Origin of the sequence: Sporosarcina sp. NPDC096371 (genome assembly GCF_044762865.1) — a bacterium.
In the GTDB taxonomy this organism is placed as follows: Bacteria; Bacillota; Bacilli; order Bacillales_A; family Planococcaceae; genus Sporosarcina.
On sequence record NZ_JBIWFE010000007.1, the window covers coordinates 178,409 to 194,236 of the forward strand.

At 38.1% G+C, this 15,828-nt stretch carries 14 protein-coding genes; 10 read left to right on the top strand and 4 right to left on the bottom strand.

All coding sequences use genetic code 11. The features are described 5' to 3' along the window. The first annotated feature begins 4 nt into the window (after window positions 1-4). The 4 genes from ACIQ0H_RS17510 (at window position 5) to ACIQ0H_RS17525 (ending at window position 4,440) form a co-directional block, all read left to right on the top strand. On the top strand, window positions 5-1,300 hold the full coding sequence (locus tag ACIQ0H_RS17510) for a glucose-6-phosphate isomerase (RefSeq protein ID WP_403417509.1): 1,296 nt from the start codon (window positions 5-7) through the stop codon (window positions 1,298-1,300). A gap of 154 nt (window positions 1,301-1,454) precedes the next feature. Next, the gene (locus ACIQ0H_RS17515) at window positions 1,455-2,345 is read left to right on the top strand and encodes a PucR family transcriptional regulator (RefSeq protein ID WP_403417511.1); all 891 of its coding nucleotides are present in this window, start codon (window positions 1,455-1,457) and stop codon (window positions 2,343-2,345) included. 135 nt (window positions 2,346-2,480) lie between these two features. Continuing rightward, window positions 2,481-3,578, top strand: coding sequence for an ABC transporter ATP-binding protein (locus ACIQ0H_RS17520; protein WP_403417514.1), 1,098 nt, complete (start codon window positions 2,481-2,483; stop codon window positions 3,576-3,578). A 109-nt stretch (window positions 3,579-3,687) separates the two neighbouring features. Then, entirely contained in the window at window positions 3,688-4,440 is a 753-nt protein-coding gene (locus tag ACIQ0H_RS17525; RefSeq protein WP_403417516.1) for a hypothetical protein, read from the top strand. A 45-nt stretch (window positions 4,441-4,485) separates the two neighbouring features. Here the strand turns inward: ACIQ0H_RS17525 and ACIQ0H_RS17530 are convergent, their stop codons facing one another. From ACIQ0H_RS17530 to ACIQ0H_RS17540, 3 genes are all read right to left on the bottom strand, one after another. Then, window positions 4,486-5,283, bottom strand: coding sequence for a S1C family serine protease (locus ACIQ0H_RS17530; RefSeq protein ID WP_403417519.1), 798 nt, complete (start codon window positions 5,281-5,283; stop codon window positions 4,486-4,488). Between the two features lie 192 nt (window positions 5,284-5,475). Beyond that, window positions 5,476-6,675 (bottom strand): ABC transporter permease, encoded by a 1,200-nt coding sequence (locus tag ACIQ0H_RS17535; RefSeq protein ID WP_403417522.1) that lies wholly within the window; start codon window positions 6,673-6,675, stop codon window positions 5,476-5,478. Window positions 6,676-6,830: 155 nt separating this feature from the next. Continuing rightward, the gene (locus tag ACIQ0H_RS17540; protein ID WP_403417524.1) at window positions 6,831-7,448 is read right to left on the bottom strand and encodes a YesL family protein; all 618 of its coding nucleotides are present in this window, start codon (window positions 7,446-7,448) and stop codon (window positions 6,831-6,833) included. Window positions 7,449-7,839: 391 nt separating this feature from the next. Here ACIQ0H_RS17540 and ACIQ0H_RS17545 point away from each other — a divergent pair, with 391 nt between their 5' ends. The 4 genes from ACIQ0H_RS17545 to ACIQ0H_RS17560 all read left to right on the top strand — a co-directional run bounded on the left by ACIQ0H_RS17545 (window position 7,840) and on the right by ACIQ0H_RS17560 (window position 12,101). Further along, window positions 7,840-9,135: a sugar ABC transporter substrate-binding protein gene (locus ACIQ0H_RS17545; protein WP_403417527.1), complete on the top strand. Its 1,296-nt coding sequence runs from the start codon at window positions 7,840-7,842 to the stop codon at window positions 9,133-9,135. Window positions 9,136-9,408: 273 nt separating this feature from the next. Next, on the top strand, window positions 9,409-10,338 hold the full coding sequence (locus ACIQ0H_RS17550) for a carbohydrate ABC transporter permease (protein ID WP_403417529.1): 930 nt from the start codon (window positions 9,409-9,411) through the stop codon (window positions 10,336-10,338). Window positions 10,339-10,370: 32 nt separating this feature from the next. Next, the gene (locus ACIQ0H_RS17555) at window positions 10,371-11,177 is read left to right on the top strand and encodes a carbohydrate ABC transporter permease (protein ID WP_403417532.1); all 807 of its coding nucleotides are present in this window, start codon (window positions 10,371-10,373) and stop codon (window positions 11,175-11,177) included. Between the two features lie 42 nt (window positions 11,178-11,219). Beyond that, the gene (locus ACIQ0H_RS17560) at window positions 11,220-12,101 is read left to right on the top strand and encodes a Gfo/Idh/MocA family protein (protein ID WP_403417535.1); all 882 of its coding nucleotides are present in this window, start codon (window positions 11,220-11,222) and stop codon (window positions 12,099-12,101) included. A 52-nt stretch (window positions 12,102-12,153) separates the two neighbouring features. Here the strand turns inward: ACIQ0H_RS17560 and ACIQ0H_RS17565 are convergent, their stop codons facing one another. Next, window positions 12,154-13,512, bottom strand: coding sequence for a hypothetical protein (locus tag ACIQ0H_RS17565; protein WP_403417538.1), 1,359 nt, complete (start codon window positions 13,510-13,512; stop codon window positions 12,154-12,156). A 236-nt stretch (window positions 13,513-13,748) separates the two neighbouring features. On the opposite strand from ACIQ0H_RS17565, the gene ACIQ0H_RS17570 reads away from it, so the two are divergent. Continuing rightward, complete coding sequence (locus tag ACIQ0H_RS17570) at window positions 13,749-14,765, top strand: NAD-dependent epimerase/dehydratase family protein (RefSeq protein WP_403417540.1); 1,017 nt, start codon at window positions 13,749-13,751, stop codon at window positions 14,763-14,765. Continuing rightward, window positions 14,766-15,821 (top strand): dihydrodipicolinate synthase family protein, encoded by a 1,056-nt coding sequence (locus tag ACIQ0H_RS17575; RefSeq protein ID WP_403417543.1) that lies wholly within the window; start codon window positions 14,766-14,768, stop codon window positions 15,819-15,821. It begins immediately after the preceding gene. Window positions 15,822-15,828: the final 7 nt, after the last annotated feature.

The window sequence follows — 15,828 nt, forward strand, 5'->3', positions numbered from 1 at the left end:
TGAAATGGTATCACCTATAATAATCAATCAGTCGATACTGACGGTAAGCGAGTTAGATAGCGTTTTTGGGAAACGAGTGGAAAAAATTCATAATGAAATGGTTAACGGGACATCTATAGGTGCTGACTTTTTAGGATGGCGTAATCTTCCAGAGGAAGTACTAGAGAATGAGCTAGAAAGCGTCTTGGCAGTAGCTGACAAGTTACGGAAATCAGCTGAAATAGTTGTTGTCATCGGAGTAGGTGGTTCTTATTTAGGGGCAAAAGCCATACAAGATGTGCTTTCTCCTTATTTCGGACAAAACACAGGAAATCCCGAAGTCATTTTCGCGGGACATAATTTAAGTGGAACGTATATGAAACAATTGCTCCAGTATATTAGTGATAAAGAAGTTGCGGTTATCGTTATTTCAAAATCTGGAACAACAACGGAACCGGCAATTGCTTTCCGAATCTTGTTGGAATATATGGAGGGACGTTACGGGTCTTCCACTAGTGAAAGAATTGTTGCGATTACGGACAAATCAGTAGGTGCATTGAGAGAATTGGCCAATCGTTCAGAATTTGCCTCCTTTGTTGTGCCAGATGATGTAGGTGGACGTTTTTCAGTACTTACACCTGTAGGACTTCTGCCATTAGCAGTAGCAGGAGTTGATATTGAACAGTTACTAAAAGGTGCTAAGGATGCTGTAGCTGAATTTTCTACTGCGGATATTGCCTCAAATAGTGCTTATCAATACGCTGCATTACGCAATCACTTGTTAAATGAAGGATTTGATATTGAAATCTTAGCAAGCTTTTCTCCACGTTTTGCGACATTCCATGAATGGTGGAAGCAGCTATTTGGAGAAAGTGAAGGCAAGGATGGCAAGGGGATCTTCCCAGCATCCGTTGCATACCCTACGGATTTACATTCTATGGGGCAATTTGTTCAAGATGGAAGACGCGAGCTATTCGAAACGTTCGTTCAATTTATAGAATCCATGGGAGATAATGCAATCCCATCTACTACTGATAATTTAGATGGACTTAACTATCTTTCCGATAAAACAATGAATGAAATTAATGAAGTGACATTGCATGCGACAATGGAAGCACATGAAGCGGGCGGTGTACCTCTTATTTTGCTTAAAGTTGGCAATCATGATGCCTATCATATTGGTTATCTAATTTATTTCTTTGAGATTTCCTGTGCCATGAGCGCGTATTTGCTCGGCGTCAATCCTTTTGATCAGCCGGGTGTTGAGGAATATAAGAAAAATATTTTTAGAATGTTGGAGAAACCAGGGTTTGTTGGGTGAATTTTAATCCAAAAACATCATTGTGATGTTCATACAAAAACGCCAAAGGGAAAAGCCCCCCTGGCGTTTTTACTTTATTATATAAGGTAAACAAAAATAAAAATCCTTGCATCACGATAGATTAAATGGGTTTTTTAGAGGAAGTGCTAGTATAATGATCAATCAATTACGTAAAATCTATCCTTCACTAATAATATATTCCGAAGGGCAGCAACAAATAGATCGTACATATAAATGGTTTATTATGAATGATAATGAGATTATTGGCATTCATCAAGAGGATCTAACGGCTAAAGATACGTCATTATTAGCTACTTTTTTAGTACCCTATAACATCCATTTTCCGATTCCTACTGATGAAGAGCAAAAATGGAGTAACGCCATTCACGCAACTAAATCAACTGCCTCCGTTGCGTTACAATCGGCTAATCCTTATCGATTTGTCTATTTCTCAATTAAAAAAAATGAAATTGATCCTACTGTGTTTAAAAGTGCAATCCATGAGCTTTTCGCTAAACAAGTACCCATCCTATGGGTGAACGGCTATGAAGGGATTATTATTGAAGAACAGACACTAGCAGAAGAGGGTACCTCTTATGAACAGATTATTGATATATTAATGAGTGATTTATATGTCAAGATCAACTTTTTTGTGGGCTCATATAGGGAAGGTTTAGAGGGAATTAGTCAGCATTATCATTCATTAATCCATGCAGCTAGGAGCGTATTTGTCTACTCGAATAAGGCTGTTGTCACCTATATCGAAGCCATTCCTTATTTACTTATTAACCAAACAAAAAAAGATTTCCGCTCTGATATTAGTAAAACCGTTTTACAAGAATTTATCGACGATGAAGAAACATTGAAAATGATTGAAACGTTTGTTCAATGTAATTTAAACTTATCGGAAACGTCAAAAGCATTGCATATGCATCGCAACAGTTTGCAATATCGATTGGATCGTTTTTTGGAGAAAACGGGCATTGATATACGGCAATTTCACCAAGCGATGACAGTGTACTTAGCTCTTTTAGCAAGAAAATAACGCCATTTTTGGTTCATATGTAAATATGCACGAAGACTAACCTAATCTTTGTGCATATTCACCATTACTCAAATAGTTGAACTATTATATACTATTACTAGTTAGTGAAAGCACTTACATACTGGAGGGAATACAATGGCAGATTTGCAACTAAAGAATATTAGAAAAGTCTATGATAAAGATGTTGTTTCCGTAAAAGATTTCAGCTTGGAAATTAGAGATAAAGAGTTTTTAGTACTAGTAGGTCCGTCCGGTTGTGGGAAATCTACGACACTTCGAATGATTGCTGGTTTGGAAGAAATATCTGATGGTGATCTTTTCATTGGTGGCAAAAGAGTGAATGATGTTCCTCCAAAAGATCGCGACATCGCAATGGTATTCCAGAACTATGCACTTTACCCACATATGAACGTTTACGATAATATGGCATTTGGTCTAAAGCTTCGTAAATTGAAAAAAGATGAAATCAAAAAACGTGTGGATAATGCAGCAAAAATTTTAGGATTGGAAGAAATGTTGACGCGTAAACCGAAAGCACTATCAGGTGGTCAACGCCAGCGTGTTGCTTTGGGACGTGCCATTGTTCGGGATGCTGAAGTATTCTTAATGGATGAACCATTATCAAACTTGGATGCGAAGTTACGTGTGCAAATGCGTGCGGAGATTCAAAAATTACACCGTCGCCTACAAACAACAACAGTCTATGTAACGCATGACCAAACGGAAGCGATGACAATGGCTACACGTCTTGTTGTTATGAAAGATGGTATTATCCAGCAAGTTGGGGCTCCTAAAGAAGTGTATGATAAGCCTAATAATGTATTTGTTGGTGGATTTATCGGATCACCAGCTATGAACTTCCTAAATGGTAAATTAGAAGGCGAACATTTTGTCATGGGCAAAGTGAAAGTTCGTGTTCCGGGAGGGAAGTTGAAAGCACTTCGTGATCAAGGCTATATTGGTAAGGAAGTCATCCTAGGTATTCGTCCAGAGGATATTCATGACGAACCATTATTCATCGATTCTTCACCAGAAACAAAGATCACAGTGGCAGTTGAAGTAGCTGAATTAATGGGTGCAGAGATCATTCTTTATTCCAAAGTGGATGACCAAGACTTTGTTGCACGTGTGGATGCGCGTTTCAACGTAGCTGCTGGCGAAACTGTAGACTTAGCATTTAACTTGAATAATGCACATTTCTTTGATAAATCATCTGAATTGCGAATTGAATAACAGCGATCAGTAAATGATAAACCGCTAAGGGAATTGATTTTCCTTAGCGGTTTTGTTTTTGTGATAAAATAATAGGGAAAAGTAAAGGTGAATTGGGGATGATGACTTCATGGAGGAGTTAAAACGACGTTTAACAAGGGAGCTACAGCAAGATATTAATATTAAAATCCTAGATTCTCAGTCGTGGAGTTTTCCCATTCATTCCATTGAAATTGCATATCAGACGGTAATGCGAACTCAAATGGATATCCTGATGAAAATGATGTTGATGGCTTTCCAAACAGGAGCCATTACCGATGCGGAAGAACTAAGTGAAATATTATTAGTTGAACAATTGTTTATCAATGATTTGATCGATAAAATGTCAAGAACCGGCGTCATTGAAAAGCATGGACATTCTTTTGCATTGACTGAGGCTGGGATCCAGCAGCTTGACAGCGGAATTTTTGTCCATGAACCAGAAAACGCTGTCAAAAAGGCTTTATTCAGTCCATGTCATCAAGTATTTCTGAAGGGAGACTTGGAAAGTCTTTCAGCGGAAGAGTACGAAACGTATCGCTATCAACAAAAATTTGCCGATTGGACAGTCAAATCACTTGCGAAAACAGATGCAATCACTGCACTTCAATCGCTTGGGGTGGAATCTAATGAGGGAAATATTCAAATTGTCATATCGAAAATTGTATCCGCTACAACTGTTCAAACGGATGACGTGCCGTGCCTCGAATTTAGGCTGTACAATAACGCGGAAGATGTAGTGTATGCACGGGTTTGGAATACGTTAGTAGGGCATTGGGATGAAACACTAGAAGAACAATTAAATGCCGAGGAACGGAAGAAATGGCGAGAGGATTATTTATGAAAGGGGTAAAGGGGCTTCTCTAAACGAGTTGCCCCTTTTTATTTATTAATCTTCTTGGTGACTGTAATACGCATCTATTGGTACAAACAATCCGACTTTCCCATACGTCTCATGCTCCAATGTTGCAAATACGACTCCGATAACTTGCCCACTGAGATTGAGTACAGGGCTGCCGCTGTTACCACGATAAACGGGCGCTTTCATCATCACAACGGGTTCATCCCAATCTTTTAATTGGAGATAGTCGATAATGGTCCCTTCGTTGGCAATCCCCGTAAATTTTAATGGATTGCCAATAAAATAGATGGACTCATCATCTGTAAAAGTTGTATGATCAGCGAGTTCCAGATAAGGTAAATCTTCTCCTTCTATTTCCAATACAGCAAGATCGATGGAAGGATATGTATGGACAACATTGGCGGTAAAAAGTCCTTTGTCAGGGAAAGAGACTGTTACCTTCTGATTACCTTCGATCACATGATAGTTAGTTAATATGCTTCCGTCACTAGAGATAGAAAATCCAGTGCCCTTGCCATCGGTGGTTGTAATCACGACAATGGATTTTTTATAAGCAGCAATGTCTTCTTGTGCTGACAATCTCGCTGAAGTTTTTACAAATTCAATAGCGGGGATTGAAAAGACTTCGAAAAATACAGCAAAAGTATTGACGATCATCATGCTAGCAATTAGCCAGAAGAGCCACTTTGGAAAAGGGTGTTTAGCTTTTTGTTGGTCTTGCTGCGACTGAGATAGCGCCTGTCGTTGTGCTTCTAAGACAAGTTCCTGTAGTTCATCATCATCTATTTCTTCAATTATATCATTCTGTTTATCATTTGGATTCATAGGCACACATCCTAACTGTCAAACTTATGGTGTACTCTTCCATTATACACGAGCTTTACCTCAATTGGTTTAGTATGTTAGGGTGAAAGATTAAAGGAATGTAAGATTGCGGAAAATCTAGATCAGTCGACTAGCTGATTACCCATACTCCCCTAGGGAACGCAGCAATCCTTCACTAGCGTCGAAATAGATTCAATGGAATGCCTCAGAATTTTTATTGAAAATACGGTTCGCTGCAAAAATATAAACGAACCAATACATATATAGTATTTCAATAGAAATCATACCGACAACTTTTAAAGGGCTGACATGAATAAGTAAAGCCGAATTCAACAAAACCAATTGTATCAATGATAGAATGACCAGCATTTTTTTGAAAGAGTTCCTCATCGTAGCAACTGAAATAGGGTACGTACGAGAAGTGTCAGTGAGTGAATGTTGTAAAGGTAGCAACTGATAACCGGTGAAAAATACTACTGGGAAACTGACTAGCCATCCATAAGCAGGCAAGACATAAATAATCGCGCATCCAATGACGGTTAATCGAACGTACAAATAATAAAATTCATTAAACCGAACAAATAAATGTGAAAATAAATACGTGTAGGTAGAAGATTGTTTATGGAGGATGGCTTTTTTTATAGCCCATCCTAAAGGCTGTCGATGCTTGAACGAATATTTAAGATGGGGAACATCGAAATAAAAATTAATAAATATATAAAATTTTTCTGCAGCTTTTTCCTCTTTCTGTATTAAGAAATCCCAATTCACAGCTGTCGTCTTTTTATTCACTCCAAAGAACCAAAGAATAACTGCAAACAACAGTAAACCTCCTGCAATTTTCCAAAAGCCGTGAAATAAAAAGTAAAGAATGGTACCGAATAATAAAAATCGAAAAGCACTATGCGCAATCCGATGAAATGGAGTTGCTAGCCATTGTTCAATCCAAGTCAGGCGAATATTCAGGAAGATTAAGCCTAAAAAAGTAATAAGGTAAGTAATGGTGGATATCTCGGTTTGTCGAATCATAGGACTAATGATGATGAATAAAATAACTATTTGTATTGCGGTGATACACGCGCTATACAGCATCGCTTTCTTAAAGTATAAAGATAATCTAGCTTCTGCTGGCATTAAAAAAATTAGATCTGCTTTTTTCAAAAACGTTCGAATGCCCGTAGCTAAAAATAGTAAAGAGACAGAAAGTGCTGCAACTAGTTCAGCGGGAAAAGACGAAGGCATCCATTTTAGAAACTTCAGGTAATAATAAAGGAAAATACTACCGAAGATAATAATGGAATATAACACACTCATCGTAATGACAGAATAGTACCTAACGATTTCACTGTAAAACGCCTTTAAACGTTTGTCCCAAATTGAGTTAATATCCATTTACTCACCTCGATTTCAATAATAATGGCCAGTACGGCAATTATTTATCACTTTCTCGAAATACACTTCGCGATTTGAACTTTGTTTTCATTCAAGTAGTTAAAATAACCCACTGTATGTTTTGATTAAGCATACAGTGGGGTAATTTTGTATGTTCATAATTGCACATTTTGTCGTTTTTCAATCCGCGAAAATGCCCTGTAGCTAAATAATGTTGCCGCATAAGCAAATACACTTCCTGTGAATAAAGGGATAATACCGGGAAAAATTGTTGCAACGAAGTAAATGAATACAGCTAATGTACCTATAGCAATCACTTCAACAGGTGATGTAATGGCTATGAAGAAAGATTGTTTGAAGTACTGAAAGAACCTTAAATTAAAATGCGTATAGACAGGAAAGAAAAATAATAACGTAACAATTCCCGAAATCATTATAAAAATTAAGATAGGAAATAGGAATTCTAATTTACCACTATTTAATTGCAAGAAATAAAAATCAAAATAAAAGAAGTAGGCGATTACGATAAAAATCAGACCAAATCCATTGGCCTTAAAAAAATCGGATCGAAATGACTGCCAAAACGTAGGGTAAATTTTGAAGTTCTCCTCTTTTTTAATTAGTTTACGAATGACTGTAAACATTGCTGTCGTCGCCGGGAAAACCCCGAAGGCGACTAATCCAATCAGTGTGAATAATAGCCAGAGAATATTAATATAAGCAAGCTCTATCATTCTATATGCAATTCTATTAAATTTTTCCCACCCTATCAAATGTCTCACCTCATAAAAGTAACTATATATTGAAAATGACTAAAATTGCAACTACAGAATTTAAAGAAATGAAAAGAAGCTACAAAATGGATAATTGCTTGTCTCTAATTAAAGACACTTTAGAGACTTGTCTCTTGATAAGGAATAATGTAATCTGAAAACAGGCAATTTAAAGAATTTATAATTTTTGTGTGTTGAGTAAGTTATTGATTGGGTTGGGAAATAGAAGAAATGACAGCGCTTCAATTCACTTGGTACCAAAGTTTAAAAATATAGTATAAAAGATGAAAAAGGAAAGATTGTCTACTAGTTAGGGAGGTGCAAGTCCTATAGTACTAGTTCAGCAGATTGGTGGCAGTCAAATTCATAACAGTTGAGAGGGGTCATGTAGATGAAAAAGTTTTGGTTTTTTCTTGTACTTATTTTACTTGGAGCTTTAATAGCGGGATGCACAGCTAGTGAAACAGGAACTGAAGTAGATGAGACCGAAGGAGGTGGCACAGAAGAGCAGGGGAAAGAGGATGGAGCAAAAGAAGGGGAACTTTCTGGAGAAATAACGGTTTGGGCACATCCGTTCACAGGAGATCAAGAAGTTGAAGGGGCTATGTGGAAAGAAATCATTGCTTCTTATGAAGAACAAACAGGGGTCAAAGTAAACTTTGAACAAATTCCATGGGCGAACCGCGATCAAAAAGTACTGACAGCTTTAGCTGCGAATAATGGTCCGGATGTTTTCTATGTAATTCCTGATCAAATGCCACAGTATGCGGACGCAGGTATGCTTTTAGCGCTAGATCCTTATTTAGAAGGCTTCGATATTGATGACTTCGTCGATACAGCATTGGTGTCTACTACTTGGAAGGATGAGTTATATGGACTTCCAATTTTACAAGAAGCATACACGTATATTTATAATGTTGATGTAATTAAAGCAATTGGTGAAGATCCAGAAAAATTACCAGCAACTTGGGAAGAGTTTGAACAATGGGCTAAAAAAGCAAAAGATAAAGGTTATTATGCAACAAGTTTCCAAGGTGGGGGCTCTATGAATGGAACATTATATCCATTCTTATGGCAAGCTGGTGGAGATGTAGTAACGGATAATAACGAAGTTTTAATCAATAATGAAGCTGGTGTAGAAGCATTCACATTTATCAAAAAAATGTATGATGAAGGTTGGATTCCAGCGGATTCAATTACTGCAATGGAGCATGATGCGATTTGGGACAGCGGAAAGATGTTAGCTGTTCAAGGATCGGGTATTTCAGTTAGTCGGTTATTGAGCAATGAACTTTTTGATTTTGTCATTGCACCGCCGATGAAAAATAAAGAGCAATTGACATACGGTACAACGGGCATGTTCGTTGCGCCGATCAATACGGATAATCCAGCCGCAGCTGCAGAATTTATCAAGGTGATGACAAATGCAGAAAATCAAAAGAAATTTAATACAGTTACTCAATATATCCCAACTCGGGAATCTGCCAAAGATATCTTTACTGATCAAAAATATCTTGACCAGTTGGCTGGTTATACACAATACGCATTACCAGGTGTAATCCATCCGGAAGGTCGTACGATTATGCCATTAATTCAAGCGGAACTTCAAGCAATGCTAGAAGGCAAAAAAACACCTCAAGAAGCAGCAGATGCAGCTGCAGAAGCTATTCAGTCCAAGATGAAATAACCAAAGCACAAGCCGTAATTGATAAATGGAGTAGTCCAGCAAAGAGCTTGATCATTAACGATCAAGCTCTTTGTTACTAATGCACCGAATCAATTACGTCTCGGCGTAATCGCGTCCGAATTTTGAATTGCGTTTGCGCAATTAATTCCCTTCAAAATTTGTGAAATCCGCCGGAGGCTTCACTTGAATCAGTAGGGTGCTTAGGTACCCTCTGATTTATAAGAATCAGCCTAATAATAGAAGTGGGGGACTTCTGCAGAATCAAGTGAAAGGGTGAGTAAGCTGACTAAAGCAATCAAAAGTAAACTACCTCTCGGTGAACGATTGAAGCGCGAATGGAAGCGCAATGCGATTGTCTATATTGTTTTAGTACCCATTATTATTCATTTTATTATTTTTCAAGTCTATCCGTTTTTATTAAGTTTTTATTTAACTTTTATGGACTGGAAAGTGATTGGTGATCCTGAATTTGTCGGACTAAAACATTGGAAGTATTTATTGACTGATAAATTAGCTTGGAAGGCTATTTGGAATACAGTCATGTTTTCGATCTATTATATTGTGCCAACGATGGCTCTGGGGCTTATTCTCGCACTTGTTATTAATTCGGGGGTTAAATTGGCAGGTTTTTTTAAGGGGATCTTCTTCTTACCAGTGGTTACGTCATTTGTTATTGTTGCGGGAATCTGGGGCTGGTTATTTAGGGGTACAGAAGCAGGAATGATTAACTACATGCTTAGCTTTATAGGAATCGAACCGCAATTGTTCTTATCGAATTCTAGCCAAGCCTTAGCAGTTTTAGCGGGTTTAAGTATTTTTAAAGTTGCTGGAACGACGATGATCTATTATTTTGCGGGCCTTCAGTCCATTGATCGTGGATTATATGAGGCGGCTCGGATAGATGGTGCTTCGTCGTTTAAGATATTTTGGAATATAACATTTCCACTATTAAAGCCGATTCACTTTTATGTCGCGATTACAACTACGATTGGTTCTTTTCAAATTTTCGATTCGGCCTATTTATTAACAGGTGGTGGACCAAGTTACGCTACGACGACAATCGTCTATTATTTATATGAACAAGGGTTTACTAGCCTGAATTTAAGTTATGCTGCTGTACTATCGTATGTATTGTTTTCTATTATTTTGGTTATTTCATTGGTTCAGCGAAAATATCTAGGTCAGGAATCCAAACATTATTAAATTGCAAATGTGCGTAGAAGGGAGACTGAAAAATGATTAAAAAAGTACTTACGTATATAGTGTTATTCGCTTTAGGATTCTGTTTCTTGTTACCATTTGCAATTATGATTCTCGGCTCGTTTAAAGATGTTCAATTTGCACAATTAGACCCTCTATTTTGGATACCTGACAATCCAACGATGAAAAACTATATCTATATTATGAGAGATGGCATGTTTTTAAGATGGATTCTCAACTCTGTCATTATCACAGTTATTCCAGTAGCTACTCAAATGCTTTTTTGTGCAGTTTTGGGCTACATTTTTGCGAAGAAAAAATTTATGGGAAGAGAAACTATATTTTGGATTTTTATGGCGGTCATCATGATTCCACAACAGCTTTTGATCATTCCGAAATATATTATGTTCTCTGATTTCGGTTGGATCAATACATATTGGGCATTGATCGTTCCTGAATTATGGGGAATTATGGGCGTATTTTTAGTGCGTCAATTTTTACAAAGTATACCAAATGATTTAGAGGAAGCCGCTTATATCGATGGTGCAAATGATATTCAAATCTTTTTCAAGGTTATTTTACCACTTGCCGTTCCGGTTGTTGCAACGGTCGGCACATTCTCATTTATTTCAAACTGGAATGATTTATTTCAGCCATTAATCTATTTAACGCAAGAGAAAATGTTTCCAATCACTCTTGGTTTAGCGTCAATGCTTGGGAAGGAAGGCAATTTTGGTGTGGAGATGGCAGGTTCCGCAGTGTCATTCATCCCGACTTTTCTCATATTCTTGTTCTTCCAACGCTATTTTACGGAGGGAATCCAGATGTCTGGTATGAAATAATAACAGCCAATATTAAAGGAGTGGTGGGGTCTGAAAATCGGTATGATAGGACTCGATTCGTCGCACGCATTTGCTTTTACTAACCTATTAAATAATTCAAATGAAGCCTATCATGTGCCAGGTGGAAAGGTTGTTGTAGCTTTTCCAGGCGGATCACCTGATTTTGAGCTTAGTATTTCACGTGTCGAGGACTATACGAGGAAACTTAGAAATAACTATAATGTGAAAATCGTTGACTCTATTGAGCAAGTAGCTGAGGAGAGTGACGCAATCTTATTAGAATCGGCAGATGGGGCAATTCATCGTGAGCAATTACGTAAGATTATTGCATACAAAAAACCTGTCTTTATCGATAAACCTTTCTGTCTGAGTGTAAAAGTAGCGGGCGAGATGATTCAGTTATCTAAGCATTATCAGACACCCATTATGAGTACATCTGCGCTTCGTTATGCCGAAAGTTTAACGACTGCCTTGCAAAATACGAAGAAAGGGAAGGTGATAGGGGCAGACTGTTTTGGTCCAATGGATTTACAAGAAACGCAACCAGGTTTCTTTTGGTATGGCATTCATACGATTGAAATGCTGTTTACGATTCTTGGTCAAGGTGCAAAGTCAGTCACCACCTTATCAAACGATGAACACGATGTTATAACAGCTGTTTGGAAGGATGGGCGTCTAGGGACGATTAGAGGTAATCGGAAAGGGAATACGCAGTTTGGCGCTGTGATTCACTTTGAGCAAGGTAGCGATTATATCAACATTGATGCAGATCGAAAACCTTATTATGCTAGTTTATTGGAGCAGATAGTGGTTTTTTTTCGAGATGGAAGTTCTAGGGTCTCTGTAAGTGAGACGAAAGAAGTGATTCGTTTCATTGAGGCAGCTAATGAAAGTAGCCGTGATGGGAAAACGATCAATCTCTAGCTAAATGCCGATAGGAAAAAATAACTGTATTCCCATCGGCGCGTTGCAGTGTTTATGACATGAGCTCCTCTTCAATGAAACTGAGGCGATAAATACGCCGTGGTCTTCCTTTATGAGTTACTTTTTCTTCGCCAATAATATCAACCAGTTCAGCATCCATCCATTTTAATAGAATCCGGTTGGCGCTTCTAATGGTGACGTTGAGTGTTGAAGCTAATTCTTGCGCTGTATAATCAATTTTTTTATGCCTAGATACACGCGCCATTAATTTTGTCATGTAGGATGCGGACATTCCTGCTTTTTCGGCTTTATCTAACAGATGGGGATCAGTAATCGCTAAATTGTATCTTTCATATTGTGTATGTGTCGCTATATCGACGGGACCTAACACACTGCGGTCTTCCCGAACAATATAGCACACATTGCCGCCTGAATCTTTTGATTGGCGAAGGGCTAGTCGTGCATGATTGCCTGCTTCCGCAGCGGTACGGCCAAAGCCAACACCTAGACTAATCGTAATGCCAAGTTCACTTTTGACATCTTGGAGTAAAGGGATGAATTTATAGCCCCTGGTTTCGCGTTCAAAAATGCCGCGAGTCGTAATGAATGAATATTCTTCACCGCCTGAATTGATGAGATGACCATCCAGCAATTTAATGTAATCGAGAAGCATTTGTTGAATGTTTAATTTTAATAATTGAACATCATGTTCGGAAGAATACTTTTCCGTTACGCCTTTAAAATTATCGATATCGATTAAGCCGAAGACAATTTGCGATTCTTTGTTTCTTCGTGTGTTCGTTGCTAGTAGGGCCCGTTCCAATGAAACAATCATGTCTTGCTGAGTCGGTGTTACCCATTCATGAGGAATATCGAGTTCGGATAATCGGTTAGCGACATCCTGTATCCCGGTAAGTGCAATGGCATTATGTTGTTGGAAGTTGTGTAGATGGAATTGTACAACATCCTCGATGATGGTATTTTGTGAGGGGTTTTTAGAGACAAGGAGTTCATAGTTATCTTCTTCAAGCTCGGATAAAATTTGTTCGACATACTTCTCTTCAACTGTATCAATGGATAGGCATTTTAAACTGTGTCTATTTTTAATAATAAATAAAGATCTGTAAAGTCCAGTGCCCATTAATGGCATATGATGCACCGGGATAGTGAAATCTAGGACTTGTTGAACGCTATAGTACGAGTGATATTCAGTGAACATTAATACTTCTACATCATTCATTATTTTTTTTGTAATATCTGGTAGTAGACTGCTTGACTCGATAACTTGAAAAAACGGCTTGAAATTGGGAAAAGCTTTCAATGTTTGCCGTGTTTGATCAATAAGCACTTTTGGTCCAATAATCCCGATGTTGATATCTGAATTACCTTGCATTTTATTTGTTTTTAACATAAACAGTTACCTCCTTATCAATGTCTTTTAATCTGTTATTTTGTCCATCATACTTTCTTCTGATAACTCTGTCAAAAGTGTGGAATGATAACGTTGAATAAAGATAAGCGTCTTCCTTGATTAAAAGACCTAATTAAGACTTGTCTTTTAATGGCACTCTACATACAATGTGAATGAATGATAGTTTGGAAATATCTGATAATATTTTCTGTATAAAAACAAATAGGAGTGAGGAAATGAAGACACTTACAGAGCTTGAGGAATTTATGACAAAACCATCTTCGGAACTAATCGATGATTTAAGGTTGCTAGATGGCGATATTTTAATTTTAGGTGTTGGTGGGAAAATGGGGCCCACATTAGCGAAGATGACGAAACGAGCGATTGATCTAGCCGGTTTAGATAAAAAGGTGATTGGGGTTTCTCGATTTTCTTCTGGAAGTTTACAAAAAGAGTTGGAGGACTTTGGCATCGAAACCATTGCTGTTGATTTATTAAACGATGAACAACTGCAATCACTACCGGATGTTAAAAATATAATTTTTATGGCAGGCAATAAATTTGGAACTGCTGGCAATGAACATTTTACTTGGGCGATGAATGCTTATGTACCTGGGCGAATCGCAGATAAGTTTAAAAAATCTCGAATTGTTGCATTTTCTTCAGGGAATATCTATCCACTAACAAATGTGGTGAGTGGCAATTGTTCAGAAGAGACAGCACCGAGTCCAATCGGCGAGTATGCACAGTCTTGCTTGGGAAGAGAGCGTGTCCTGACAAATTTCTCGCGTACCAATGACACCCCTATGGTGCTATTCCGACTCAATTATGCAATCGATATGAGGTACGGGGTGTTATTAGAAATCGCTCGACATGTGTTAGAAGGGAAAGCTATTGATCTCACAATGGGAAGCGTAAACGTTATTTGGCAAGGTGATGCGAACGAATACGCCGTGCGATCATTACTATACTGTGCAACGCCGCCAAAAATCGTAAATGTCACTGGACCAGAAACCATTTCAGTCCGTTGGTTGGCTGAGGAATTCGGGTTGCGATTTGATAAGAAACCACTATTTGTCAATGAAGAACAACCGACAGCATTATTAAATAATGCTTCCAAAGCGCATCAATTATTCGACTATCCAAAAGTAACCCTACAACAAATGATTGATATGACGGCAGATTGGTTAATCCATGATGGTGAAACGTATAATAAACCAACTCATTTCCAAGAGCGTAAAGGGGCATTTTAAATGTTGAATCCTACTGTGAAAAAACAATTACATGAGGGAGTAGTTATTCCAGCACATCCACTTGCGTTAACAGAAACTCGACAGTTGGATGAAGCAAGTCAGCGTGCACTGACTCGCTATTATATAGATGCTGGAGTGGGTGGAATTGCTGTCGGTGTCCATACAACTCAGTTTGAAATTCGTGATCCAGAGTTTAACTTATTTGAAAAGGTATTAACCCTTGCGATAGAGGAGATGGAGAAAGCACAAGTTGGTGATTCATTTATCAAAATTGGTGGGATTAGTGGACCTACTGAACAGGCGATCAAAGAGGCGAAATTTATCAAAGCGGTTGGCTACGACTTCGGGTTGTTGAGTATGGGAGGTTTGCAAAATGCCTCCGAGCAAGAATTGCTGACTCGGACTAAAAAAGTGGCTGAGATAATTCCAGTAATAGGTTTTTACTTGCAGCCAGCTGTAGGGGGGCGCAAGCTATCTTATGATTTTTGGAGACAGCTTGCGGATATGCCAAATGTCCATGGGATTAAAGTCGCACCTTTCAACCGCTATCAAACGCTTGATGTGGTTCGGGCGGTTTGCCATTCATCAAGAAACGAAGAGATTGCTATCTATACGGGAAATGATGACAATATTGTGAGTGATTTGCTAACGACCTATCGTATAAACGTAAACGGTGAAAAGGTTGAGAAACAAATTGTTGGTGGATTACTTGGGCATTGGTCCGTATGGACAAAAAAAACAGTGGATATCTTTAATCAAATAAAAGACGCTCGAACCGCCGGTCAAATTCCATGTGAACTCTTAACATTGGGGCAAGAAATAACGGATGCCAACGCTGCATTTTTTGATTCGAATAATCAATTCAAAGGCAGCATCGCAGGTATTAATGAGGTATTAGCAAGACAAGGACTTTTGAAGGGACGCTGGTGTTTACTTGATAAGGAAACATTAAGCCCAAATCAAATGGAAGAAATCGATCGTGTCTATGCTGAATATCCTCATTTGCACGATGATGCATTTGTCAAAAAAAACTTAGCCAAATGGTTCAGTAAGTAAGGAGTGA

What these genes read in the sequence shown, in the direction of transcription:
- ACIQ0H_RS17510 (WP_403417509.1), top strand. Translation starts at nt 5, where the DNA reads ATGGTATCACCTATAATAATCAATCAGTCGATACTGACGGTAAGCGAG.
- ACIQ0H_RS17515 (WP_403417511.1), top strand. Translation starts at nt 1,455, where the DNA reads ATGATCAATCAATTACGTAAAATCTATCCTTCACTAATAATATATTCC.
- ACIQ0H_RS17520 (WP_403417514.1), top strand. Translation starts at nt 2,481, where the DNA reads ATGGCAGATTTGCAACTAAAGAATATTAGAAAAGTCTATGATAAAGAT.
- ACIQ0H_RS17525 (WP_403417516.1), top strand. Translation starts at nt 3,688, where the DNA reads ATGGAGGAGTTAAAACGACGTTTAACAAGGGAGCTACAGCAAGATATT.
- ACIQ0H_RS17530 (WP_403417519.1), bottom strand. Translation starts at nt 5,283, where the DNA reads ATGAATCCAAATGATAAACAGAATGATATAATTGAAGAAATAGATGAT.
- ACIQ0H_RS17535 (WP_403417522.1), bottom strand. Translation starts at nt 6,675, where the DNA reads ATGGATATTAACTCAATTTGGGACAAACGTTTAAAGGCGTTTTACAGT.
- ACIQ0H_RS17545 (WP_403417527.1), top strand. Translation starts at nt 7,840, where the DNA reads ATGAAAAAGTTTTGGTTTTTTCTTGTACTTATTTTACTTGGAGCTTTA.
- ACIQ0H_RS17555 (WP_403417532.1), top strand. Translation starts at nt 10,371, where the DNA reads ATGATTAAAAAAGTACTTACGTATATAGTGTTATTCGCTTTAGGATTC.
- ACIQ0H_RS17560 (WP_403417535.1), top strand. Translation starts at nt 11,220, where the DNA reads ATGATAGGACTCGATTCGTCGCACGCATTTGCTTTTACTAACCTATTA.
- ACIQ0H_RS17565 (WP_403417538.1), bottom strand. Translation starts at nt 13,512, where the DNA reads ATGTTAAAAACAAATAAAATGCAAGGTAATTCAGATATCAACATCGGG.
- ACIQ0H_RS17570 (WP_403417540.1), top strand. Translation starts at nt 13,749, where the DNA reads ATGAAGACACTTACAGAGCTTGAGGAATTTATGACAAAACCATCTTCG.
- ACIQ0H_RS17575 (WP_403417543.1), top strand. Translation starts at nt 14,766, where the DNA reads ATGTTGAATCCTACTGTGAAAAAACAATTACATGAGGGAGTAGTTATT.